General features: G+C 56.8%; 17 protein-coding genes and 2 pseudogenes. 12 read left to right on the forward strand and 7 right to left on the reverse strand.

Features of this window, described 5'->3' with window-relative positions; translation table 11 throughout:
- Positions 1–383: 383 nt before the first annotated feature.
- Together P0204_RS16255 and P0204_RS16260 are read right to left on the reverse strand one after the other, a co-directional pair.
- Entirely contained in the window at positions 384–827 is a 444-nt protein-coding gene (locus tag P0204_RS16255; protein ID WP_276223687.1) for a DUF7970 domain-containing protein, read from the reverse strand.
- Complete coding sequence (locus tag P0204_RS16260) at positions 824–1,816, reverse strand: ParA family protein (protein ID WP_276223985.1); 993 nt, start codon at positions 1,814–1,816, stop codon at positions 824–826. The genes P0204_RS16255 and P0204_RS16260 overlap by 4 nt, the downstream gene beginning before the upstream one ends.
- A gap of 1,146 nt (positions 1,817–2,962) precedes the next feature.
- Between P0204_RS16260 and P0204_RS16270 the strand changes: the two genes are divergently transcribed.
- From P0204_RS16270 to P0204_RS16305, 8 genes are all read left to right on the forward strand, one after another.
- Complete coding sequence (locus P0204_RS16270) at positions 2,963–4,063, forward strand: TrmB family transcriptional regulator sugar-binding domain-containing protein (protein WP_276223689.1); 1,101 nt, start codon at positions 2,963–2,965, stop codon at positions 4,061–4,063.
- Positions 4,064–4,507: 444 nt separating this feature from the next.
- Entirely contained in the window at positions 4,508–5,794 is a 1,287-nt protein-coding gene (locus tag P0204_RS16275; protein ID WP_276223717.1) for a glycoside hydrolase family 3 protein, read from the forward strand.
- Positions 5,795–5,893: 99 nt separating this feature from the next.
- Positions 5,894–7,231 carry a glycoside hydrolase family 3 C-terminal domain-containing protein gene (locus P0204_RS16280; protein WP_276223987.1) on the forward strand — a complete coding sequence of 446 codons (1,338 nt, stop codon included), beginning with the start codon at positions 5,894–5,896 and terminating at the stop codon, positions 7,229–7,231.
- 507 nt (positions 7,232–7,738) lie between these two features.
- Positions 7,739–7,987 (forward strand): hypothetical protein, encoded by a 249-nt coding sequence (locus P0204_RS16285; protein ID WP_276223718.1) that lies wholly within the window; start codon positions 7,739–7,741, stop codon positions 7,985–7,987.
- 29 nt (positions 7,988–8,016) lie between these two features.
- Positions 8,017–8,844, forward strand: coding sequence for a CopD family protein (locus P0204_RS16290; protein ID WP_276223694.1), 828 nt, complete (start codon positions 8,017–8,019; stop codon positions 8,842–8,844).
- Between the two features lie 81 nt (positions 8,845–8,925).
- Positions 8,926–10,002, forward strand: coding sequence for an ABC transporter substrate-binding protein (locus P0204_RS16295; protein WP_276223720.1), 1,077 nt, complete (start codon positions 8,926–8,928; stop codon positions 10,000–10,002).
- Entirely contained in the window at positions 10,002–10,820 is an 819-nt protein-coding gene (locus P0204_RS16300) for an ABC transporter permease (RefSeq protein WP_276223697.1), read from the forward strand. The genes P0204_RS16295 and P0204_RS16300 overlap by 1 nt, the downstream gene beginning before the upstream one ends.
- Positions 10,817–11,605 (forward strand): ABC transporter ATP-binding protein, encoded by a 789-nt coding sequence (locus P0204_RS16305; RefSeq protein WP_276223722.1) that lies wholly within the window; start codon positions 10,817–10,819, stop codon positions 11,603–11,605. Before P0204_RS16300 ends, P0204_RS16305 begins: the two co-directional genes overlap by 4 nt.
- 357 nt (positions 11,606–11,962) lie before the next feature.
- Here the strand turns inward: P0204_RS16305 and P0204_RS16315 are convergent, their stop codons facing one another.
- Together P0204_RS16315 and P0204_RS16320 are read right to left on the reverse strand one after the other, a co-directional pair.
- The gene (locus P0204_RS16315; RefSeq protein ID WP_276223723.1) at positions 11,963–13,444 is read right to left on the reverse strand and encodes a PAS domain S-box protein; all 1,482 of its coding nucleotides are present in this window, start codon (positions 13,442–13,444) and stop codon (positions 11,963–11,965) included.
- A 292-nt stretch (positions 13,445–13,736) separates the two neighbouring features.
- Positions 13,737–14,546: a TrmB family transcriptional regulator gene (locus tag P0204_RS16320; protein ID WP_276223724.1), complete on the reverse strand. Its 810-nt coding sequence runs from the start codon at positions 14,544–14,546 to the stop codon at positions 13,737–13,739.
- 292 nt (positions 14,547–14,838) lie between these two features.
- Here P0204_RS16320 and P0204_RS16325 point away from each other — a divergent pair, with 292 nt between their 5' ends.
- The 4 genes and pseudogenes from P0204_RS16325 to P0204_RS16340 all read left to right on the forward strand — a co-directional run bounded on the left by P0204_RS16325 (position 14,839) and on the right by P0204_RS16340 (position 17,132).
- Positions 14,839–15,669 carry a TrmB family transcriptional regulator gene (locus P0204_RS16325; protein ID WP_276223725.1) on the forward strand — a complete coding sequence of 277 codons (831 nt, stop codon included), beginning with the start codon at positions 14,839–14,841 and terminating at the stop codon, positions 15,667–15,669.
- A 228-nt stretch (positions 15,670–15,897) separates the two neighbouring features.
- Positions 15,898–16,179, forward strand: a pseudogene (locus P0204_RS16330) (transposase); the annotation flags it as partial.
- An 83-nt stretch (positions 16,180–16,262) separates the two neighbouring features.
- Positions 16,263–16,637 (forward strand): UPF0175 family protein, encoded by a 375-nt coding sequence (locus P0204_RS16335; protein WP_276223727.1) that lies wholly within the window; start codon positions 16,263–16,265, stop codon positions 16,635–16,637.
- Positions 16,627–17,132 (forward strand): annotated as a pseudogene (locus P0204_RS16340) (PIN domain-containing protein). Before P0204_RS16335 ends, P0204_RS16340 begins: the two are co-directional and overlap by 11 nt.
- A gap of 80 nt (positions 17,133–17,212) precedes the next feature.
- On the opposite strand, the gene P0204_RS16345 reads toward P0204_RS16340, so the two are convergent.
- From P0204_RS16345 to P0204_RS16355, 3 genes are all read right to left on the reverse strand, one after another.
- Entirely contained in the window at positions 17,213–18,634 is a 1,422-nt protein-coding gene (locus tag P0204_RS16345; protein WP_276223729.1) for a PAS domain S-box protein, read from the reverse strand.
- A gap of 3 nt (positions 18,635–18,637) precedes the next feature.
- The gene (locus tag P0204_RS16350) at positions 18,638–20,695 is read right to left on the reverse strand and encodes a PAS domain S-box protein (RefSeq protein WP_276223730.1); all 2,058 of its coding nucleotides are present in this window, start codon (positions 20,693–20,695) and stop codon (positions 18,638–18,640) included.
- Positions 20,696–20,856: 161 nt separating this feature from the next.
- Positions 20,857–22,374 (reverse strand): ATPase domain-containing protein, encoded by a 1,518-nt coding sequence (locus tag P0204_RS16355; RefSeq protein ID WP_276223732.1) that lies wholly within the window; start codon positions 22,372–22,374, stop codon positions 20,857–20,859.
- Positions 22,375–22,404: the final 30 nt, after the last annotated feature.

A 22,404-nucleotide genomic window follows, 5' to 3' on the forward strand; every position in this document is an offset into this window, starting at 1 on the left:
CTCGAATCCGCTACCGAATCCGGCGATATCAGCTACGTTTCGGTGGTCGCGACCGTACGAGGGTAAGCACGTCTCGAAACGGTACGCGGCGCCCGTTCGATCGAGCCGAGAAGCGCTCTCGGTCCCGCGGTCCTCTTGCTGGCGAAGGTGTACAGTCGCCGCGAGTAATAAAAGAGGACTGTGAGTTCGATGAAGCCCCCGACTGCAACGGCACAACTTGGACCGAAAGGGGACTCTGCGGAAGTTCCTCGGACCCGCGAGATCAGCAGAGACCCGGAGTCAGGATATGCTACGAATTTCCGGAACGTCCGCCATCGGCGTTCACTCCAATAAACCGCATGTCGTGATACAATTTGGTGGGTGAGTCGGCTGGCGTATCTTTCTCAGATTACGCCGAATCCTTCCTCTTCCATCAGTTCGGCCACTTTCTGAGGGTGCTCATAGGCAGCCAGGAGTGCAAACTCACGAGCGTCGGTCTTCGAGACCTCGCTCACAGCAAGCGCATCGGCCAGTTCTGACCGGAAGCGTCCTTCTTGATCTGCTACGCTATCTCGGACATGAAGTTCTAATCGGGTGTCTCGCTCGTCGCCAACGTTGCTCCGCCTTACGAAGTATGGGTACTCACTCTCCTCGCTTGTCTCTCTGTCTGAATCGTTCGCTGGTCCTGGATCCTTGGACCCAGTCTCACCCGGGGAATCCACTCGTTCTCCGGGCTGATCACTCTCTTGTGACTTCCCCTTGTCAACGACGTCCTCGGAGTCTTCCGTCTCCCCATCGTTCTCGGCACCAAAATCCAGATTCCCGGAGCCGGATTTGAAGTTATTCATGGAGTAGCCTCCGTCTGTTCTTCGTCGGTTAGCTCGATGTGCCTGTTGTCGTGCCCCTGGATCTCGAGTTCCAAGACGGAGTCTACCTGAGCATCGAACGTTTCTGTGGCGACGAAGTGAGCTAACCCGAACAACTTCTCGAGCGTCTCGACCTCTCGATCGCGGATACGGCGCTGGCCTGGTTCACTGACCATCTCACCATCCTGCTCGAATGTTTTCCAGCGCTCTTCAACGACCCTGAACGCGGATCCACGAGCTTCCCACATCGCGTCCATGAGGCTCTCTCGATTGCCGATGGTGACGGGTGTCGCAAACGCGTCCGTGTCGTCGAACTGTTGCTGGTACTGCTGGTGTGCGTTCGTCTGGCCGACGCCGGACGGAACGACACAGGAGAGCCCGATCTCGATATCCAGCTGTGTCTCCATGTTACCGACAAGCTCAGCTAGACCATCGAGACTCAGATTCCCCTTGCCGGCTGGTTTCACCGGTGCGACCAGGGTCCGTAACGCGAATATCGCGTTGTAGAGGAGGTCCTCGGCTCGTGCGTTCGGGTCGACGAGTATCGCATCGTATCTCTCATTGAGGTTGTGCTCGTTCCAGAGCAGGTCATACAGGAGTTCGAACCGCGGGTACTCGTCTCGGTTCATGTTTTTCATCCCCGTCTCGTAGGAGATTTTCTGCTCCAGATTGGAGGTGAAGTCTCCGAGCATATCGTGACTCGGGATGATATCCACACCTTCGTCTGTGGTCTCGATCAGATCATCGAAGTCACCATCAGGCATATCGAGAATATGCTTGACCAGATTGTCCGCGTCGGGGTCGCTCCGGCTCGCTCCGGCATCGAACAGACTCGTTAGGTTCCCCTCCTGCGGGTCCAGATCGATTACCAACGTACGTGCTCCCATTCGTTCCAACGCCACTGCGAGGTTGGCCGTCATCGTCGTCTTGTACGTACCGCCGGACTCCGAGTAGACTACGGCCGTTATCATACGGTTCGCGTATCGACGGTAGTATACATAAATCTGTGTCAGACGGTACAGACAGATATCTGTAACAGATTTCTTCCACTCGAAGGCGGGTTTGGACCTGTTGTGGTGCGGTGCTGTCCCACAAACAGCCATTAATTACAGGGGTCTACTACAGATAGTTGCCACAACAACCTGTAACAGATATCTGTTACAGTTAAATCTCTGCTATTCTTACCCGGCCCCGTTAGTCGACTGCCTGCTATTACAGATATGTGTTACAGACTGTAGTTACAGATAACCCTTACAGGTTCTAGAACTATTCCCACTTCTCTGGGTCTGCGAATGTGATATCCTAACGCAAGTAGTGTAGCTCACTCGTGTGTCGGGCACTCGACTAAACCTGGAGATCGTTGCCACTTCCGGTCGCCGGGTCTGTCGTCGTGTGAACTCGGCATACGAATCACCCATACTCTGCATGAAAACGAACGCGAGAACCATCGCTCGAAAGGAGAGCGAAGCAGGATGCCACGCTGGATACCCATCGTCGATCCCGCCAGTCGAGCGATCGAGGTTCCCGAACGTCGTGACGAGGTCGGCTCGTCGAGATCAGTTCGGATCGCTATCCCACGTTGGTGCGTTTCACACAGGTAGCGGATACGAAGTCTCGGGTTAGTACGGGGGGGTTTGAGTGATTATCCGATGGGGCTGCTCGCCGCGATGCGAAGGACGAGTACTCCTTGTCTGGTTCCGCTTTGAGGTGTTCCGGGAGTGGATTGATTACTCTCTCGACGATCCGTTGAGTCGGAAGTAGGAAGCCATTGACCAACGGTGTCGGAATCCCGCCGATCTACAGCCAACTGGACCTTGGGCTGAATCCGCCGACGTCTGACGACAGCACCCTGATCAAGCGACAACTATCGATCTCGTCTTGATTGACGGCACCCTCACCATCGTGAGGGACCACCATCTTTGTTCAACTTACTGAATCAGTCGTTTTGACCTCATTCGTGCTACTCCAGAAACCAAGCCGGTAATCAGGAACGGTGGGAACAGCCGATAGAACTTTTTATCCGGAGGTTAGTAAATACTCTAGTAGACTATCTATTATGATGAATGGTTCACCTGAAGTATTTGATATAAACCCGATGATCAAAATCAAATTCAACTATGTCTGAAAAAGTTGGAAAACGATACGAAAACGGAAGTATGGAGGCAGAACTGCAGAAGCTTGGCCTTTCGAAAAAAGAGGCCAACGTATATATGACGATCATTGAGCATGATCAAATAAAACCAACTACATTAGCAGCTGAATCAGACGTCTCAACAAGCTATGTGTACGAGATCTGTGAGAAACTTGCTGAACGGGGTCTGGTTACTGTTCATTCAAACAGAACTCCAATGTTAGTCTGTGCCCGTCCCCCCACGGAGGCTTTCAACGATATTCGGAGCGAATTGTCAAATTTGGAGGGGAAGATCGAGACGTATTACGAAACACCCACAAATCAAGATACGCCACCGGAGCTCATTCGTTCTCGACAAACACTCAAGAAACGAATGAGATCGATAATCAATGAGTCCTCAAAAGCGATATTACTGATGATTCCAGTTACACACCTTTCTGATTTTGCAGACGCTCTTCGGCAGGCGGTGGAAGACGGTGTTTTTGTTTTACTTACCCTGCATGGAGAGATATCCGAGGTTACAAGTACTAATCTTCAGTCGGTAGCCTCCGCAGTCCGTTTCTTTTATGACACCAGTGGAGTGCTATTGGTGGCGGATGGCAAACAGGGTATAGTTGGGGCTGCGAATCTTCTCGACTGGGGCCAAACAGATAGAAATTGCATCTCCCTTACCAACCGTGTTAATACGGCCCTCGTTGGGGGGGCATTTATGAGTGTGATTTGGCAACCAGCACACGAAGTGTTGGTCCCAACTGCTGACCAGCTGCCTAACCGATATAATTCTTGGCTAGCCGCCGTTCTCAATGCAACAATCCACCTTCGTCGTGGAGATTCAATCGCTGCCCAAGTTTCTGGATATTACACTGGATCATCGAAAAGAGAAACAGAGACCATATCTGGCGAAATAATAGAGACTACACAGAATATATTGTATCCACAAGACGGTGGATTCGGCACAAAAAACAGTCTTCTCATTGACACAGGCGAAACAACAGTATCAGTCGGTAGTGAGGGTGCATATATTGAAGACTTCGCCTCAACTGCTATCACATTATATCCTTGTAATGAGAGCACTCCATCGCGTTGAACGAGTGGCCGACACGATCCCGAAGTGTGAGCGGACCCCCTCTGGTTGGAGGGAGCGGGCACAACCCATGCTGTTGCCGAGGGTCCCCGCCTAAATCTTCGTCGGGGCTGTCGTCGTTCGTGAAGTAGTTGCTTCCCGCTTTGGGTGTCGCGAAACCACCGTACACTCGGTGGTCTCGCCTCGCTCGACAACAGAAGTTTTCCTAACCGAACGACGTTGTTCGTGAAGCGGGAAGGCCTCGACGTGGAGATCAACGGTTTCCCGGTTCACACTAGCGCTGACGGTTCAAACTGATGTTGTCTAATGGTGCGTCCGCTCCGCAGATATAAATAGTCCACATTGAGTGTAGAAAATCCTTTTTCCAAAATCAGATAGCTGATTTTCTTACAGAGTTCCTGTTTGTGCATATATTTATTACTGGGAATGCAGAACGGATGACCTGCGATGAGCGAAAACCACGAATCCGGGGAGAGAACGTTCAATACAAGCATGAAAAGGCGTCACTTTATTCAGTCGCTCGGAATCGCTACACTGGGATACGGAGTCGGGATGAATTCAGTGAGCGCCAGTGAGGCCTCTACGACTGATATTGACTCTCTGGTCAGTTCGATGTCGCTTAAACAGAAGGTTAGTCGGACTCACGGAGTAGGTAGGACTCCTGAAATCGCGGGGCGTGTGACTGGTTTAGAAAGCCCGACGGTTCCACAACTGGATCTAATCAACGGCCCGACCGGTGCAGCGCTGGGTGACAATACAAGCACGACTGCCTTCCCACATCCGATCGCGTTAGCATCGACATTTAATCCATCATTAGCACAGGAGATGGGCAAAGCGATAGCACGCGAAACCAAAGCGGGAGAAGCCGACGTATTGCTAGGCCCCTCGATGGATATGTTTCGGGTTCCGTTCGATAGCCGCAACTCGGAAACGTACGGCGAGGATCCATATCTCTCCTCAGAAATGGCCGTAGCATATACTAGTTCAGTACAGGCGGAGAACGTTATTGCCACTCCCAAGCATTTTGTCGCTTACAATCAGACTCGTACGACCGGGGATGCCTACGATGAGTCCTCCATCTCAGAACATAACTCTGTAGTCGACGAACGGACTCTGCGGGAAATCTATCTACCACCATTTAGACACGCAGTGCAGGACGGCAACGCTGGTGCACTCATAGCAGCGTACAACCGTGTCAACGGTGTGTTCTCGAGTGAGAACCGCAATCTTCTCCGTGATATCCTGAAAGACGAGTGGGGATTCGATGGATTTGTCCTCTCTGATTGGGGTGGAACTCACAGCACTGTATCTGCAGCAAGGAATGGACTTGATGTGGAAATGCCCCGTGCCTCGTATTTTGGATCGTCTCTGCAGGATGCAGTTGATGATACCCTGGACGAAGCCGTTGTCGATGAAATGGTTCGACGTGGGCTCAGATCACAGAGAGAGATTGGTTCGCTTTCCGGGGATCGGGAAGGGGTCGGTGATTCATCTGTCATTGGCAACTCTGACCACATTACGCTTGCACAAGAGATAGCCGAAGAAGGCACTGTGCTTCTGAAAAACGAGGATAATGTGCTTCCTATTGATGTATCAAACGTCAGTTCGATAGGAGTTATCGGACCAACACCTACGGAATTTAAACCCGGGGTCGGTGGAAGCGAAACAATCTCGAATCCGATCAGGCGAGTCGGTCCCGTTGATGGGCAGATGAGGCGACTCCAGACGGTGTGACGGTCAACGGGACTCAAACGGATAATCTAATACGTTCCATCTGACGAGTCCGGGTTTGAATATGAATACTACGATAATTCAGATTTAGAAGGGGATCCAATCGAGGCAGGGACGCAAGCCACTATTGATGTCGAAGGTTCAGGTTTCAGACAACCTGCGAAGTTCCAATCCGCAAAGTGGACCGGAACGGTCACACCTTCGCAAACCGGCACATATGGGCTATCATTCTTGACTGGCGGTCAGGGCAAACTGTATATTGATGGTGAACTGGTAATGTACAGAGAACCGGCACGTGTTGGTTCGCAAGCAACGCCTGAACGTTCCGGTATCGATCTTCAATCTGGCACTACTTACGACGTGACTGTTGAAATTACTGGTAGTGGACCGGCAAAATTGCAGTGGAATCCCCCGTCTAATATACAAAGTGCTGTCGATGCTGCATCGCAGAATGATGTTGCTGTGTTTATAGCACGAACGTTCACAAATATCGGCGCGGATCGGTACAAGTTCGGCCTGCCAATGGACCAAGAGGCGATGATCCAAGCAGTTGCGGACGAAAACGACAATACAATCGTTGTATTGAACACAGGATCGCCGGTCAAGATGCCTTGGATTGATAGTATTCCAGCGGTTCTACAGCCTTGGTTCGCTGGCCAGGAAGCCGGAACTGCACTTGGGAATCTCTTAGTTGGACATTCAAACCCGTCGGGAAAAACACCAGTGACATTCGCTCAGTCGTCAGACGAGTATCTGCCCCAAGAGATATCCACGCTTCCTGAAGAAGCACGCGGATATCCCGGCGTTTCGGGTGATGTCTACTATGATGAGGGGCTCTACGTCGGATACCGACACTTCGACGAAGCGGATATTGAGCCATTGTTCCCCTTCGGCTACGGTGAGTCCTACACGGAGTTTGAATTGTCAAATATTGGAGTTTCGGCGGACACGATTGTAGCTGACCAAGGGGTCACCGTGAGTGCCGATGTCCGGAACGTGGGTGAAATCGAAGGTTCTGAAACTGTTCAGGTGTACATCGCCGACCGTGAGGCACCTATCGACCGACCACCGAAGGAACTCAAGGGTTTTGCAAAACAGTCTGTTGAAGCTGGCAGTACTGAAACGGTTACCATCGAGTTGAAGGCCGATGATTTCAGTTACTGGGACCCTGATGCCGGAGATTGGGAAGTGAGGCAGGGAGAATATGAAGTTATGATCGGTACGTCTTCTCGAGACATCGAAGACCGCATCAGTGTTACCGTGGAATCACCCGAAGAGGATCCGAGTTCGGTTTATCGCGATGACGACGGTCGCGTTAGTTTCAACGAAGTGCTAGATTCGATTACGAAATTCAACAACGAACAGCCGTTGCCCGGACATGGACCGTTATCAATGAACGACATATTGGATATTATCACGGCATACAACAACGACCAATAGTCCCTACTGCTGTTCCCAGTTCCCTCGATCCCAGTATGTTCGGTGTGAGCTATGGTGAATAGCCAACGCTTGGTCTTCAGTGTGGATGGGGAGTGAACAGCTCTAAAAGACGCGTTCGGTTACTGCCGCCAAGCGACACGCGTGGCAAACGTGGTGGCAACCCGATTGTCGGACAGAACAGTAATTTCTCCCACGACGATCACACCCCCGCTTCGATATCGTCGACGACAGGATATGCCAAGCGGACACCAGTCGCTGCGAGTCGATCGGCGAGTAATGTCACGAGGCCGCTGAGCAGTTCCCCGTCTTCCGCACGGTCTCGGTAAGCCCCGGGGCCGACGCGTCGCTTCGAACGGACAGCGGAGCACCGTGAGCCGAACGTGTTCGGGACAGCTATCTCGTAGCTGCCGTCGAAATCGCCGACCGCATGAATTTAGGCATCCCTAAAAGGCTGGAAGAGAACGGACGAGAGATGCGGGGGAGAGATGTCGAACTGGGTGAGAGACGATGATACGGACCATCCGGAACCACGTCTCGCACCTGCACCACGAGATCGACGACCGATCGCTCCCGGTACGGGTCGGGATCACGGTCGGGGCGCTGCTCGCGCTCCCGCTGCTGGGGACGGCCGTGCGGACACTCGGGAGCGCACTCGGTCTAGGGGTGCTCACATTCCCGCTGCTCGTCGTGGCCCACGTCCCGGTTGTAGTCGCACTGATCGCGCTCTGGTCTATCGGGTGTGACGTCTGTCGGTAGGTACTGGCCGAGATCGGACTGAGCAACACATGCCACGCAAACCCCGGGTCGTCTTAGCAACGCTCGTCGTCGCCTCGCTCCTCGGTGTGTCCCTCACGTGGACCGGGACCGACACCTCGCCAGTCTCCCCCGTCGCATCGTGGGTCGCCATCGTCTCGCTGGGGACAGTCCTGACGAACGGGCTCCTGTGGTACTGGTACACCTGCATGGCCGGCAGGCGGCTGCCGTGGCTGGTCCGTCGCTGGTCCCAGGTCGGACACGTCGCAGGTGTCGCGGCGCTTGCAAGCCTCGTCGTCCGGTTGGCGACCGCAGCGGATGTCGGTACCGCCGCAGTGTCACTGGCTCTCGGTGGGCTGACTGGCACGGTCGCACTCGGCGTCACGGTTGCGGTGAACCGACGGACCGTCCCGCCGGAAATTTCCCGACCCTTCGTCCTCGTGATCGCGGTGTCGGCTGGCCTCGGACTCGTCGCGATCGCCTGTGCAGACGTCGGAATGAACGGTGGCTCGTTCGGTGCGGTCGCCGTCAGAGCGCTCCACCTCGTCGCTGTCGGTGCCTGGATCGGCGGCGCGGTCTGGCACAACGCGGTCGTGGTGCCGGCGGTGAGGAGCGACAGGCAGACCGGCGTCAGGCCGGTGGTCCAGCGGTTCAGACGGCTCGTCCCGCTGTTCGTGGCCGTGGTACTGCTCACCGGCCTCTACCAGGCGTCGACCTGGCTGGGCACCACTCTCGCTCCCTATCTGAGCACACAGGTCGGGGTGACAGTGGTGGTAAAACTGGTCGCCCTCGGTGCCCTGGTAGCACTCGTCGCACACGGGCGATACCAGCAACGACGATCACGCGGAGCGGACCACTGACACGAAGAGACCGTCCGTGCCGGTTGCCACCCGAACTGATTCGCGAAAGATTTTAGTTGAAACGGGTGACAATCCACAGACATGGTTTTAGGTAAACCTAAAAATCGCGGCAAGCAAACCGAGGCGGCTGGAAGCACCAGACGACGGTTCCTGAGGGTCGGCAGCGTCGCGGCCACGGCCGGCCTCGCGGGATGTGGCTCAGTACTCGGTGGGAGCAGTCTAGACACCCTCTCGGTCGCGTACAAGCCGATCTTCCCCTTCCTGCAGTTTCTCGTGATGGACGAACGGGAGATGCTCTCGGAGATCAGTCCGTCGGTCGAAGCGACGAACTTCGCCAATCAGGGACTGAACATCGTCACAGCGTATTCGGACGGGGACGTCGACGTCGCGTTCATCGGCATCACGCCGGCTATCCGCATGAAGCACAAGGGGGTGCCAGGGAAGGTTACGGCAGCGAACCAGACCGGCGGCTTCGCTGTCCTCACCTCGGAGGAGTTCGCCTCGCTCTACGACGAACACGGAGCCGCCGCCTTCGAGAAGTTCCGGAGTCAGCACGACCGACCGTTCAGGTTCTCCACGTTCCCCAAGGGTAGCGTCGCCTACGTGTTGCTCCGACAGTGGCTCGACGAGGAACTGGGTGTCGGCACGGGGAACGTCACGATCGAGAACATGGCCGGGCTCGGGCCGGTACGGCGGGCACTACTCTCCGGGAACGCCGACGGGACCCTGATCATGGAACCGATCCCGACGGTCCTCGAAGCCCGGGACGCCCCGTTCCGACGAATCACGCACACCGGCGAGTTCATCCCCGACTCGCCGGGCGGTATCATGTTCATGCACGACCGGGTCTGGGACGAGAACCCCGACATCGCGAGAGCGGTGCTCCGCCAGCACCGCAATGCGACAGCACTGATCAACGACCGACCCGCCGAAGCCGCGAAGTCTGTGAGCGGTGCGTTCGGCGACCGACTCTCCCGGACACTTGCCCAGCAGGCGATTCGGTCGCCGGTCTCGAACTACATCACCGATCCTCGGGCTATCGTGGGCGGGACCGAACTGTGTGTCGAACGGATGCACGCTCTCGGACAGATCTCCGAGACGGTCTCGACTGACGACATCTTCGAACCGTCACTCTACCGAGATCTGAAGACCCAGTGATGGCGACCGAGTACGACTCCCAGGACGATCCGGGTCACGACAACGGATCGACAATCTTGGCGCTCGGACCGGAGTGGAATCCGGCCCGGATCCGTCGGGGAGCGGCCGGAACGGGCGTGTTCCTCCTGCTGTGGTGGGCAGCGGCGAATAAGCAGCCGACGTACCTGCTCCCTGGTCCGGTCGAGGTCACCCAGGCGTTGTGGGGCGAACTGACCAGCGGGGCGCTGTTCGTCCATCTGGGGCAGAGCCTCGCCCACTACGTTCCCGGTGTCGTTCTCGGCGTGACCGCGGGCGCCACGCTCGGTATCGCTATGGGCTGGTGGGGGTGGCTGGACGACGTGTTGACGCCAGTAGTGCGCGTCCTCCGGCCGATCCCGCCGCTGGCGTGGATCGTGTTCGCGATCATCTGGTTCGGCCTCGGTCACACGGGCGCGGCGTTCATCGTCTTCGTCGGCGCGTTCTGGATCACCTTCTACAACGCCTACAGCGGCGTCGAGAACGTCTCGCGGGAGTTGCTTGAGGTCGCGAGCAACCTCGGCGTCGACAGCGAGTATCGACTGGTCCGGCGGGTCGTGATCCCGGACGCGACGCCCGAGCTGCTGACCGGCCTCCGGACCAGCGTCGGGCAGTGCTGGATGATGGTCATCGCCGCCGAACTGTTCGGCGCTCCCGGCGTCGGCTACGAGATCATCACGAGCGCGAACAACCTCGCGATGGAACGCAGCGTCGCATATATGCTCGCGATCAGCGCCGTCTTCCTGGCGAGCGACTGGGGCGTCCGCAGGCTCGAAGCGAGACTCCTCCGGTGGCAGGCATGACCGGGCCTGACCGCTCATCGGCGCCGGCGGTCGCGGCCGAGAGCGTCCACAAACGATACGATGCTACCGAGGGCACGGCTACGACGGCGCTCGTGGACCTGTCGTTCACCGTCGAGCCAGGCGAGTTCGTCACCGTCGTCGGGCCCTCCGGGTGTGGCAAGACGACGCTCGTTCGCCTCGTCGGTGGGCTGGAGGCCCCGACCGGCGGCCGGATACTGGTCGACGGGGAAACCGTAACCGGTCCGGACCCCGACCGTGCCATGGTGTTCCAGGAGTACGCCCTGTTCCCGTGGCTCACCGTCCGGGAGAACGTTGCCTTCGGACTCGTCGAACGGGGGATGCCTGAGGGGCCACGGTCCGAGCGCGTCCGGACGATGCTCGAACTGGTCGGACTGGAGGAGCGAGCCGACGCCTATCCTGCAGAACTGTCCGGAGGCATGAAACAACGAGCGGGACTCGCCCGGGCGCTGGCTGTCGATCCGGCGATGCTCCTGATGGACGAACCGTTCGGGAGCGTCGACGCACAGACGCGGCGTTGCCTCCAGCGTGAGTTGCTGGAGATTTGGCGTGAGATGGACAAGACCGTACTGTTCGTCACACACGACATCGACGAAGCGGTGACGCTGGCCGACCGGGTCGTCGTGATGGACGCCGACCCCGGAACCGTACAGTCGACCATCTCTATCGACCTAGAGCGACCGCGCGAGCGAACAGCCCACGAGTTCGTCGACCACGTCGCCCGCATCAGAGACGAACTCGGGAGCCCGGTCGATGAGAGATACTGACGAGGGCCACCGAGAATGCCGATAGTGAGCGCATCCATGACGGAGCGACTCCGGGACGACCTCGATACAGTTGCGGAGACACACGGTACAGCGGTCGAAGCGAAGTGATTCGCGACGTGTGGCTGTCACTCGAAACGTGCCGGGAAACGGAGTACGAGGGGAAGCGGGTATTGGCAACCGTGACCGCGGTCTTCGGGTGGGACGATCCGACGATAGAGGGACAGATGGTCGCTCTCGAACTCGTCTCGGGCGGTCTTCAATCGTTATTTTGCGATTGAAAGTGGGTTTCGGAGGTCGTGAGAGGCGACGCTGGTGAACTCCCCCCAATCCCGTGTTCTGTCGTTCGAGTTCCCGCGTTCACTCGCTCCGATCAGTTATGTCCCGGAGGATACCGACCGTTCCGTTGTACTCACAGTCCTCGGGCATCAGTCCGAGATGGTTCTCGCACAGAATCCGCTTGCCGTCCCGAGTCACTACCTCCATCTCGAAGGTATCCCACGTTTCATCACTCGTGAGGAGCGAGTCGATCAACCGTTTGCCCCGTTCGATATCCGCTCCGTCCATGATGATCGAGATATGTTCCCCGAGAAGCGTCTCCACGTCGTATCCCGTCATTTCGATGCCGGCTTCATTCACGAAGGTGAACCGACCGTCGGTATCAAGAGAGTACACCGGGTCACCCGACGCTTCGATGATCGCTTCGTACCGCTGTAAGTCGCGCTCTCGCTCCTTTCGCTCGGTTATGTCTCGAAGCACGCCGACCGACCCGTCGAACCCGTCACCCTCGTACGGAAGGACGCCCATATGATCTTCACAGTAGATTGAGTCGCCGTCTTTCGGCTGAACCTCGACTTCGAATACGAGGCTCTCCGGCCCCGTCGATGACAGAAGGCCGGCGAGGTTCCGTTCGGCGATCTCCACGTCACTTCGGTTTTTGATGAGTTCCGGTGTCCCCCCGAGAATCCGCTCTCGCTCGTATCCGACGAGACTCACGAAGGCGTCGTTGACGAATGTGAACCTGCCTTCGGAATCGAGTGCGTAGACCGGGTCGTTCAGAGCCTCAATAACCGTCTCATGGCGTTCGAGCGTCCGTTCCCGCTCGTCTCGCTCGGTGGCATTACGGACGGTACAAACGAGATCTCCTCTGTCCGTCGTAGAGATGATGTGATCTTCGACGAAGGTACTTCCGTCCGCTCGAAGCCCGGTCGTTTGTCCCTGCCAGTAACCTTCAGCGCGAACCGTCGGGAGAATCCGTTCTCGGACGTGCTGTATGTCTTTGTCGGGGTATAACAATCCCCAATGCTCGCCGAGCAGTTCGTCTTCGCTGTACTCGTAAAGCTCGGCAAACGCCGTATTCACATAGACAAACTCACTGTCATCGTTGAGAATACTGATCGGTTCACGGGCATTCTCCATCGCTTCTAACTGCCGTTCACGTTGTCTCTGTGAGTGTGAATTATCGGCGTAATTTCGAATGCGATTTGCTAATAGTGAGTATTGGTCGCTTCCGGCATCCTTCTGGAGATAATCGGTCGCCCCGGCGGAAATGGCCTTGCCAGCTACTTCCTCCGACCCCTTCCCAGTAAAGAGAATGAATGGAAGGTTAGGGTAGCCCTCTCGGACGGTTTCGAGAAAATCGAGCCCTGTCTTTCCCGGCATATCGTAATCGCTAATGATACAGTCAAAATCCGTCTCACGGAGAAGTTCGATACCTTCGTCCGCACTCTTGGCGGTCGCGATGGAGAACGAGTCGTCCTTACGTTCCAGATACGTCGCAGTCAGGTCTGTAAAATCTGGTTGATCGTCGACGTGAAGGATACGTATTGGACGGTCTGTCATCTCGATACGATCAATTCACCATAATAATCAAAACAGTATGAGAATAAAAACGTGCTGGCCGAAAACTAGGTATTTGAAACGGTGGAAGCAGAGGAATCGTTATATCCTGTGGAAAGCGATCTCCTCCACTTAGTGAACATCGACTTGCTCTAGTCGAACAGACTTCGGGAAAACACGCGGGCTCAATCGCTGGGTTCAGGCAGTCCTACACTGCTCTCGGCTTAAAGAAGGCTATATTCACCGGGAAACACCGCGTCGACTGGGGTAGATAAGATCGTTGTGAGTATCTGAGTTATTGCCCATCTCGCGAATCGCGACTGGTGTCGAGTTGCCAGGTGAACAGTGCCTTCAGCACAACGACGAGGCTGTTCGTCTGGCCCGTGCCCCAGATGGCGGTTTCGTCACGAGGTTCGGGTGGGTGTTCACCGTTGCCGTCGACGAGCACGCTCACGAGCGTCTTATTCCGGTCCACCATGAGGAGGCGACCAGCAGGCGTATCCGACCAGTCCCACACCGATTCGAACAGTTGCGCGTCAGGAACGTCCTGTTCGAGTCGGGCTTCGACGGATTGTGACATCTCTGCGAGCCGGATCGAGACCCCACGGTCGCTGGCGGTCGAGAGGCATTCAGCGATCTCGTCCGTCAGCAGCTCCCCGACACTCATGTACGCGACCTCGGCATCAGCGGACGAGATGAAATCCACGACGCGTTCGGTCACGGTGTCCCGGCCGGTTACCGTCCAGACACCCTGCTGTTCAGTACTGCGAGTCGCTGATGCAAGCTCGTCGAGTGCGTCTGTCAGGACCGTCACTCGGTTGTCGTATTCCTGTTCGAAGTGACGGCCGGCCGTCTCCGTCGAAATGGCCCAAAATCGCTTGGGACTAGACTGTTTCACGTCGACGAGACCGCGATCATGTAGCTCTTCAGCTGCGTCGTAGACGCGTGTTCGGGGGACATCGGCAACTTCACTCACGTCCTGAGCAGTCCCTTCACCCAGACTGACGAGTGCGACGAATGTCCGGGCGGCGTAGGTACTGAGGCCGAGCGCTTTGAGCTGTTTGACGGCTGTGGATCGTGCTTGGTCGGATGGATCGCCGAACATTAACTCGTCACCACTCCTGTGAAAACCACCGTGTATGGTGGTTTCTGGCGTGTAGCGACAGAGAGGTTGGGACCAGATCTGTGCCTACACGCCATTCTACCCTCTGTGCTACCCGCACAAAGAAGTATTGTGATTAAGTGAGTGAACAGTTAAACAATACTGGTTTCAAGCCTCTCAAAACCCTCAAATACGGAATTATTTTGTGATTATTTGGGTGACATCGATGGATATCGGTGCGACGTACTAAACATCCGGGGCACGAACCAGGAGGTAGCAGTCGAGGTTGGGACCAATGGAAGATGTTTCAAATCAAGACCAAGCGATCGAATTGCTCCAACAACTCGGGCTCAAAGAGTACGAAGCCAAGTCGTTCGTCGCGCTCACACGCCGACAGCAGGGAACGGCCAAAGACATTAGCGAGACCTCCGAGGTGCCACGGACGCGCGTCTACGACGCGATTCGCGTACTGGAATCGAAGGGGCTGGTAGAAACCCAGCACTCGAAGCCGCAGATATTTCGAGCGGTCTCTATCGACGAGGCGATTAACACGCTCCAGTCGGAGTACGCCGAGCGCACCGAGTCACTCCGGAGTGCCCTGAGCGGGCTTGAACCGACCGACGATGGAGAATCGACGGAGGCCACCCACGAGGTGTGGTCCATCTCCGGCGATATGGGCATTACAAGCCGGACACAGCAGTTGATCGAGGGAGCGACAGAGGAGTTGATCCTCGTGATCGGCCACGAGAGTATTTTCACCGACCAGTTGGCCGAACAACTGCAATCGGCTCAGGAACGCGATGTGAACGTCATTGTTGGGACAGTCGATGAAGGCCTCCAGGCCACGATTCAGGATACCCTTCCCGGTGTCGAAGTGTTCGTCTCGGGATTGGACTGGTTGAGTCGGTCACCGCTTCCAGACGACGATACCGAGATCAGTCGGCTGTTACTGGCCGACCGTGAGGCGATTTTGGTGAGTTCGTTCACCGAAACGAGTGCAGACGGTCGTGAGCACGAACAAGGCGTCTTTGGCCGCGGATTCGACAACGGGCTGGTCGCGATCACGCGACGGCTGATGGCGACGGGATTGCTGTCTACAAACGATCCCGAAACTGAGGAGAGTTAGGACCCGCTCGTGAGCGTCGGAGAGAACGTCATATCAGTGGCCGGGAACAACAGACGTGTCCCCGATGGCACCAGCTGCCGTCTCTCGACGCGACGTCTTCCGTTCGATAGCGACAACGGAGTATCTCGACTGGCCGGCGTATGACTTGACGCCGCTGTACGGCCTGAGTCCACTGACGGCGCTCATTGAGGATTTCCGGACCGTCTCGGGTGTCTGGTTCGAGCACGACGCCCACGACTTCGTGACCGCTCGATTGAACAGATCCGAGAGATGTACCGGCAGACCATCACTCGGCTCCTGAGCGAAGTTGCTGAGACAGAGCAGTTTTTTCGAGCTGGAATCGTCGTAGTCGACATTACCGAAGCTACCCCCTTCACCGGCGATAGAACGGGCTACGAAGACGAAATCGTCGGTACGAAGGAGAAGACCGACGAATACGCCTATCAGTGGGCGACGGTCCAGTTGGTCGGGAATGCCGTCCCGATTGTGCTCAACTGTCACAGTTGCAGATAAGTTGAGACTGGCCATCTCAATGCATATGGCATTCTGGCGCAGTTCATAAATAGTATGAAGGCGTAGTCTAGAGTAGAACGATGGCTCGAATCACCGGCTCCTATCCAGACGATCTCGATCTCCTCATCGAGGGCGCTGTTGAGGCTGGTGTGTTCAGTGGCAAGAGCGATGCGTTGCGCGAGTTCGTGCGTGAATACTTCGAGGACCACAAAAGCCAGCGTATTGCAGCTGCAGTCGCCCTCTACGAACACGAGCGAATCACACTCGGTGATGCTGCGAGACTCGCTGCTGTCGATCGGTGGACAATGCGGGATATCCTCCGTGAGCACGGTGTTGAGCTCCGCCTCGGACTCGTTGACGAAGACGACGCAACCTACGAAGCAGAGGCAGCAAGCGAACTCGAATTCGGTGACGAGGACTCGTCTGATGAGGAGTCACAGGTAAATAACAGGTGACGACATTCCAGCGAACCTGAGCGTCCTGAACACGACTGTCTTCTCGAATTTCGCCTACATCGACCAGCTGTGGGTAGTTACTGACCGCTCTGGAATCTGTACGGTGCCAGCCGTTCGAAAGGAACTCGAACACGGCGTTGATGGCCATCCGTATCTTCAGTCAGCACTGGATATACTTGACGACGAGATTCCAGTCGCGACGATTTCTGACACCGTCGCAAACAGAGAAGCGGTTGTCGGTGACCATCTCGATCCCGGTGAAGCACAGGCGTTTGCCTTGGCAGACACTGAGAACGGTCGTCTACTGACCGACGACGGAGATTCCCGATCGTTTGCGAAAGACCAGGGCGTGACCGTTGGGGGTCGGTCGGGGTTCTGTTGGCTGCGATCGATGCTGGAAAGATTGATGAGCCAACTGCCGATGGGTGGCTGTCGACGTGGATCGATGAAATCGGCTACTACGTGCCATACCAGTCGGTTTCGGAATATCGGTGACCACACATGCCGTCTCCTCCATATCGGGTATAGTCTCAATGGATGGACGACAGGGCGTGCCTGAGTACTGGCCATCCCTCCTATTGTGACATCACGAGCTCGAACCGCGCCCCGCCCTCAGACCCGTCTGTCACAGACACCGTCCACCCGTGAGCTTCTACGATCCGCTTCACGATGGTTAGTCCGAATCCGGTGCCGCAACTCGTCGAGGAATGGCCCGGTTCAAAAATCTCCTCGCGCCGATCTGCGGGGATCCCAGACCCATCGTCTTCGACGTAGATAGTGTCTTCATCGACACGTCCGACACGAACGGTCACGTCCGTGCCACCGTGTTCGATAGCGTTTCGGAACAGATTCTCGAACACGTGCCGTAATCGGTCGCGATCGCCCTGGAAGGTCATTTTATCAGTTATCTCGAGGGTCGCTGCGTCTGTGTCTACCGTTCCCCAGCACTTCCCGACGAGATCGGTCAGACTGACCGACTCCGTTTCGTCTATCGTCTCGCCCTGCCGAGCGAGCGTCAACGTGTCCGTGATGATCGCCTCCATCCGGTTGAGTGATCGTAAGAGTGGATCCAGGTGCTCGCTCTCTGTTTGTTCATCGAGGATCGTTGCGCGGCCCTGTGCGACGTTGAGCGGGTTGCGCAGGTCGTGGGAGACGACGCTCGCAAACTCGTCGAGCCGCTCCTTTTGCCGACGAAGCTGTCGTTCCCGTTCGACGCGGTCGGTGACGTCCCGGGTAATTCCCACGAGACGGGTTACGTAGCCGTCAGTGAGTACTGGCGCGAGATTCGTCTGCCAGATGCGTGCCTCCTCATCGATTTCTAACTCTTCCTGATACGAGATCGGCTCGCGTGCTTTGACACACCGGTGATAGTTCGCTTCGAGGTCGGCTCCCTCTTGCTCACCGAATACATCACGAGGCGTTTCTCCCCGGACCTCTTCGGTCATAAGGCCGGTTTGTCGCTCGTATGCCGGGCTGAGCCGGTCGAATTCGAACGTAACGTCGTCGTCTGAAGCGTCGACATCGACGAAGAAGATTGCGTCCTCTGCATTGTTGAGGAGGGCCCCGTACTCTCCAGCCAGTTCCCGGAGTTCGCGTTCCTGTTCTTTCCGCTCGGTAATCTCCCGGCTGTTGAGTAGAATACCGTCGATGACATCGTCTTCGAGCCGGTTCCGCATCGTGGCTTCGATCCAGCACCACGACCCGTCGGCGTGTTTGAATCGGACTTCGACGGTCTGGGGTTCGTCCGGAGTCTCAAGAACAGCTTCGACCGCCTCAGCGTTTTTGTCCCGATCGTCGGGATAGACGTATTCGTAGCCAGAGTTCCCGACTAACTCCTCAGCATCGTAGCCGAGCACTCGGGTGACCGCGGGGCTCACGTACCTTATCGTTCCGTCAGTGTCGATGATCGTGGCGACGTCGTTCGACTCTTCAACGAGCATCCGATACCGATCCGTCTGATTCTCGCTCCGTGTGTCCGAAGTCTCAGTGTCTTCCATTGGTCAGTGGTGTTCGACGGGCGTTCCCCGAACGGATGAGTCTGCGGACATCCGAGGAAGGTTCAATACGACGCCTGTTCCACGCGGTGAGTTATCCACGAATGTGACTTCGCCACCGTACAGCGAGACAGTCCAGTAGACGATCCAGAGCCCGAGTCCGGTGCCGTGCTGGAGCGGCGTTTCCTCGCCCTGTTTGATCGTCTCCAGTTCTTGGTCTGGGATGCCCGGTCCGTTATCCACAATTTCGATGTCGATCCACTGTTCAGATTGCTTTTCTCTGGACGGTCTGGTGGTGACCGTCACCTCGGGTTTGGGTTGGTCGTTGTGGACGACAGCATTATCCAGCAGTTCCTTCACTGCCACCTTCAACCGGCTATCCGCTCGAACGTAGAGTGGGTCAGAATCGTCGACATCGAATGAAGCGGTCGAATACTCCTCAGAAACGGTGGTAACGACATCGCTAACTAACTCCGTTACGTTGGTAGCGGTCTCAGCGGACACTTCGTTTTCGAACAGCGAGCGCACAGTTCCGGCTTTGTCACCCAGCGTCGCCAGAGCGTCTGCCCGTTCTTCGATCGCCCGGACGTTCGCCCGATGTTCGTCATCGCCCAGCGATTTACGGAGTAGTTCTGCCCGGCCCTGAATAACAGTCGTTCCGTTCTTGAGATTGTGGCGCAAGACGCGATTGAGAACGTCGAGTTGCTGTTTGCGCAACCGACGATTCGTTACGTCGGACTCGATCGTGACGAAGTGCGTAATCTCTCCGTCGCCGCTCGCGATGGGCGAGATCGTCTGGTCGACGTGGTACAGCTCGCCGTTTTTGCGCTGATTGATGAGATTTGCATTCCACTGCTCGCCAGAAAGGATCGTCTGCCACATCCGGTCGTAGAACGCCGCGTCCTGTTTGCCCGACTTGAGGATGCGGGGGGTTTTACCGACAGCTTCCTCACGAGTATAGCCGGTTCGGGCTTCGAATTTCGGATTCACGTACTCGATAGTGCCCTCCCTGTCAGTGATGAAGACCGCATGTCCTGCGTTCTCGACGGCTTTTTTGAACAGCTGTAAGTCCATTTCGCGCTCTCTGCGCTCGGAAACGTTCTCCTGGAACCCGACGTAATTCTCGACGGTTCCGGCGTCGTCTCTCACCGGCGCGATACTGACGCGGTTCCAGAACTGACTGCCGTCCTTCCGGTAGTTCCGGAGTTCCACGGACACCGGCTCGTCCTTCTCAACTGCCTTCCGCATTTCGGCGACTAGTTCTTCCCGAGTTGCCTCACCTTGGAGGAACCGACAGTTGCGGCCGAGCGATTCCGACTCAGAATACCCAGTCAGCGCTTCGAATCCCTCGTTTACGTAGATCATCGGATTGTCCTCTCGGTTGGGATCGGTGATGGTGATCCCGACGGGCGCTTTGTCCATCGCCTGAGATTTCAGTTCGAGCTCGCGGGCGTACGTTTTCCGGTCTGTCACGTCGCGTGCAGAGAGGATTATCGGTGACTGGTCGGAATCCTCAAGCGTCGCAGCCGACACCTCCAACTGTCGCGTTTCTCTTTCCTTCGTCTGACACGTGAGGTCGTCGGTCGATCCCTGTCCCGCCTCCTGTACCTGCTGGAGGAAAGACCGGAACCGCTCGCGATCGTCGGCGTGGATTGTCTGTGTCGGCGAGACGGAGAGCAATTCGTCACGTGAGTATCCCACGAGGTCACACGCCGCGGGGTTGCACTCGGTGATCTCGTCGCCAGATGGAGCAACAACGAAGATCGCGTCGTTCGTCGAATCGAACAGCCGCTGAAATCGAATCTGCACGTCCTCGTAGCGCGTGGACAACTCCACCGACTGCTCACGCCTGGCTAACAAATTCCCCACACGACGAAACAGGGTCGTCCGGTCGACAGGTGCTGACACGACCTCGTCGACGAGCGGTGGCCCGTCGCCGTTCTGCTCGGACGGCAACGGGACCGTTCCCCTCGACCCTTCCTGTTGAATCAACAGGACGGGCGTGAAGGTCGGGTGGGCCTCTTTTTTATGCTCTCGCAACGTGTCGCGGTACGTCGGCACCATCTGTTCACCAACGACATAACAATCGACGGGCTGGAGGGTGTCATCGGCGACGACGTCGTACCGTTCGTCAAGAAATTCTTCGAGCGCTTCCCGGTCGTTATCTCCGTGTATCAGGAGTTGTATGGTGTGTCGCTCACTCACTTCGCGACTCGAATGGGCGGTCATGATTGGTCCGTTGTCTGGTGGTACTCATCTGGAACGCGATGCGTTGAACTACCCTGCATGATCCCCCGAACGGTATCGAACGGTCCTTCGATAACCAGCCCCTCGCCGGGCTCGATAGCAAACTGGTGGAACCGGCTGTCGAAATCCCCGAGTCGCTTTTTTATAACTCCGATCGCTCGGTCTAGCTCGCCGTCGACTTCCACATACGTGAGAAACACAATGTTGTCCGCGATGTAGCTGGTGTTCGTGCTCGTGGCTTCCGGGATGCCGGTGAGGCGGTCCGCCTCGTCCGTGATAATGACTGCAATACCGCGATTCTTGAGAACCCTGGTGAGGCCGTGTAACCGGCGAACAAGTCGCTGGTCGTCGCCCTGGAGCGAGATCTTGTAGCCCGAGAGCCCGTCGACGAACACTGCGTCCGGCGCGTGCTCGTCGACCTGGTCGAGGACGTGCCGATCGAACTCCTCGGCCGAACGCACGAGCGGTTCGGTCTCTGTCAGCGCCAGTGATCCCTGCGCCCGCATCTCGGAGATCGGGAGTCCGAGGGTTTCCGAGCGATGGGCGAACTGGTCGATCGACTCCTCGAAGAGGTATCCGAGCGCTGTCCCACCATCCTCAACGATGCCCGAAAGTATCTGTGCGCCAGTGGTCGATTTGCCGATGCCGGTCGGTCCGCTGATAAACGAGACGGTCCCGCGTTCGATCCCGCCACCGAGGAGTCCGTCGAGAGCTTCGTGCCCGGTCGGGATCAGTTCCGGGTCGAACGTTCGGTCGTCGTGTTTCGGGATGGTCTGTGGGTAGACTTCGATCCCGTGTTCGCGGATTTCCAGTCCGTGGGTCCCGTCGATCTGGCCGAGACCACGGTGTTTCGGGACGGCGATCCGGCGCTCGTGCTCGTCGAGAGACAGGTTGACGACGCCGTCGCTCAGCGATTCGAAATCGTCGTGTCTGGTCTCGCGAGTGCGCTCCCTGTCGAGCGTTCGCGTCGCGACTGTCGTGACCTGTCGGTCCCGAAGGAACCGGATGAGCGACTGCAACCGCTTCCGGTACTGGTATTCGTCCCGTTCCACGTACTGGAGTTGTGTGATCGGATCGATGAGAATTCGGGCCGGATCCACCTCCTCGATTACGTGTTTGATATCCTGTGTGAACTGTTCGGATTCGACTTCTGTCGCCTCGACCAGGTTGTAGGACTTGTCCTCGGCGAAAAAGTCTGTTCCGGGCCCGATGTCCAAAAACTCGGCGTCCCGAATGTCGACATCGAGCCGTGCTGCGTTGACGAGAATGTCGTGTCTGGACTCTTCACCGTGGATGTAGACGACTGTCTCGTCGGCATCGAGCCCCGCTCGCAGGAAGTGCTGACCGAGCAGCGACTTCCCCGTTCCCGAACCGCCCTGGACGAGGTACGTCCGACCCCGAACGAGCCCTCCGTTGAGTAGTTCGTCCAATTCGGGGATACCTGACGCCACCAGATCGATTTCCTCGGTCGGCGTGTCACGGGAGCGGTCAGACATGGTATCTCGTATAATCACAACGGGTTCGAG

The sequence above is a fragment of the Haloarcula halophila genome, assembly GCF_029278565.1.
Lineage (GTDB): Archaea > Halobacteriota > Halobacteria > Halobacteriales > Haloarculaceae > Haloarcula > Haloarcula halophila.

Bases quoted from the DNA above. Each gene is read 5' to 3' on its own strand.
- P0204_RS16260 (WP_276223985.1), bottom strand. From the start codon at position 1,816: ATGATAACGGCCGTAGTCTACTCGGAGTCCGGCGGTACGTACAAGACG.
- P0204_RS16255 (WP_276223687.1), bottom strand. From the start codon at position 827: ATGAATAACTTCAAATCCGGCTCCGGGAATCTGGATTTTGGTGCCGAG.
- P0204_RS16290 (WP_276223694.1), top strand. From the start codon at position 8,017: ATGCCACGCAAACCCCGGGTCGTCTTAGCAACGCTCGTCGTCGCCTCG.
- P0204_RS16350 (WP_276223730.1), bottom strand. From the start codon at position 20,695: ATGGTGCCGACGTACCGCGACACGTTGCGAGAGCATAAAAAAGAGGCC.
- P0204_RS16295 (WP_276223720.1), top strand. From the start codon at position 8,926: ATGGTTTTAGGTAAACCTAAAAATCGCGGCAAGCAAACCGAGGCGGCT.
- P0204_RS16305 (WP_276223722.1), top strand. From the start codon at position 10,817: ATGACCGGGCCTGACCGCTCATCGGCGCCGGCGGTCGCGGCCGAGAGC.
- P0204_RS16300 (WP_276223697.1), top strand. From the start codon at position 10,002: ATGGCGACCGAGTACGACTCCCAGGACGATCCGGGTCACGACAACGGA.
- P0204_RS16335 (WP_276223727.1), top strand. From the start codon at position 16,263: ATGGCTCGAATCACCGGCTCCTATCCAGACGATCTCGATCTCCTCATC.
- P0204_RS16345 (WP_276223729.1), bottom strand. From the start codon at position 18,634: ATGGAAGACACTGAGACTTCGGACACACGGAGCGAGAATCAGACGGAT.
- P0204_RS16355 (WP_276223732.1), bottom strand. From the start codon at position 22,374: ATGTCTGACCGCTCCCGTGACACGCCGACCGAGGAAATCGATCTGGTG.
- P0204_RS16270 (WP_276223689.1), top strand. From the start codon at position 2,963: ATGTCTGAAAAAGTTGGAAAACGATACGAAAACGGAAGTATGGAGGCA.
- P0204_RS16325 (WP_276223725.1), top strand. From the start codon at position 14,839: ATGGAAGATGTTTCAAATCAAGACCAAGCGATCGAATTGCTCCAACAA.
- P0204_RS16275 (WP_276223717.1), top strand. From the start codon at position 4,508: ATGAGCGAAAACCACGAATCCGGGGAGAGAACGTTCAATACAAGCATG.
- P0204_RS16315 (WP_276223723.1), bottom strand. From the start codon at position 13,444: ATGACAGACCGTCCAATACGTATCCTTCACGTCGACGATCAACCAGAT.
- P0204_RS16285 (WP_276223718.1), top strand. From the start codon at position 7,739: ATGATACGGACCATCCGGAACCACGTCTCGCACCTGCACCACGAGATC.
- P0204_RS16320 (WP_276223724.1), bottom strand. From the start codon at position 14,546: ATGTTCGGCGATCCATCCGACCAAGCACGATCCACAGCCGTCAAACAG.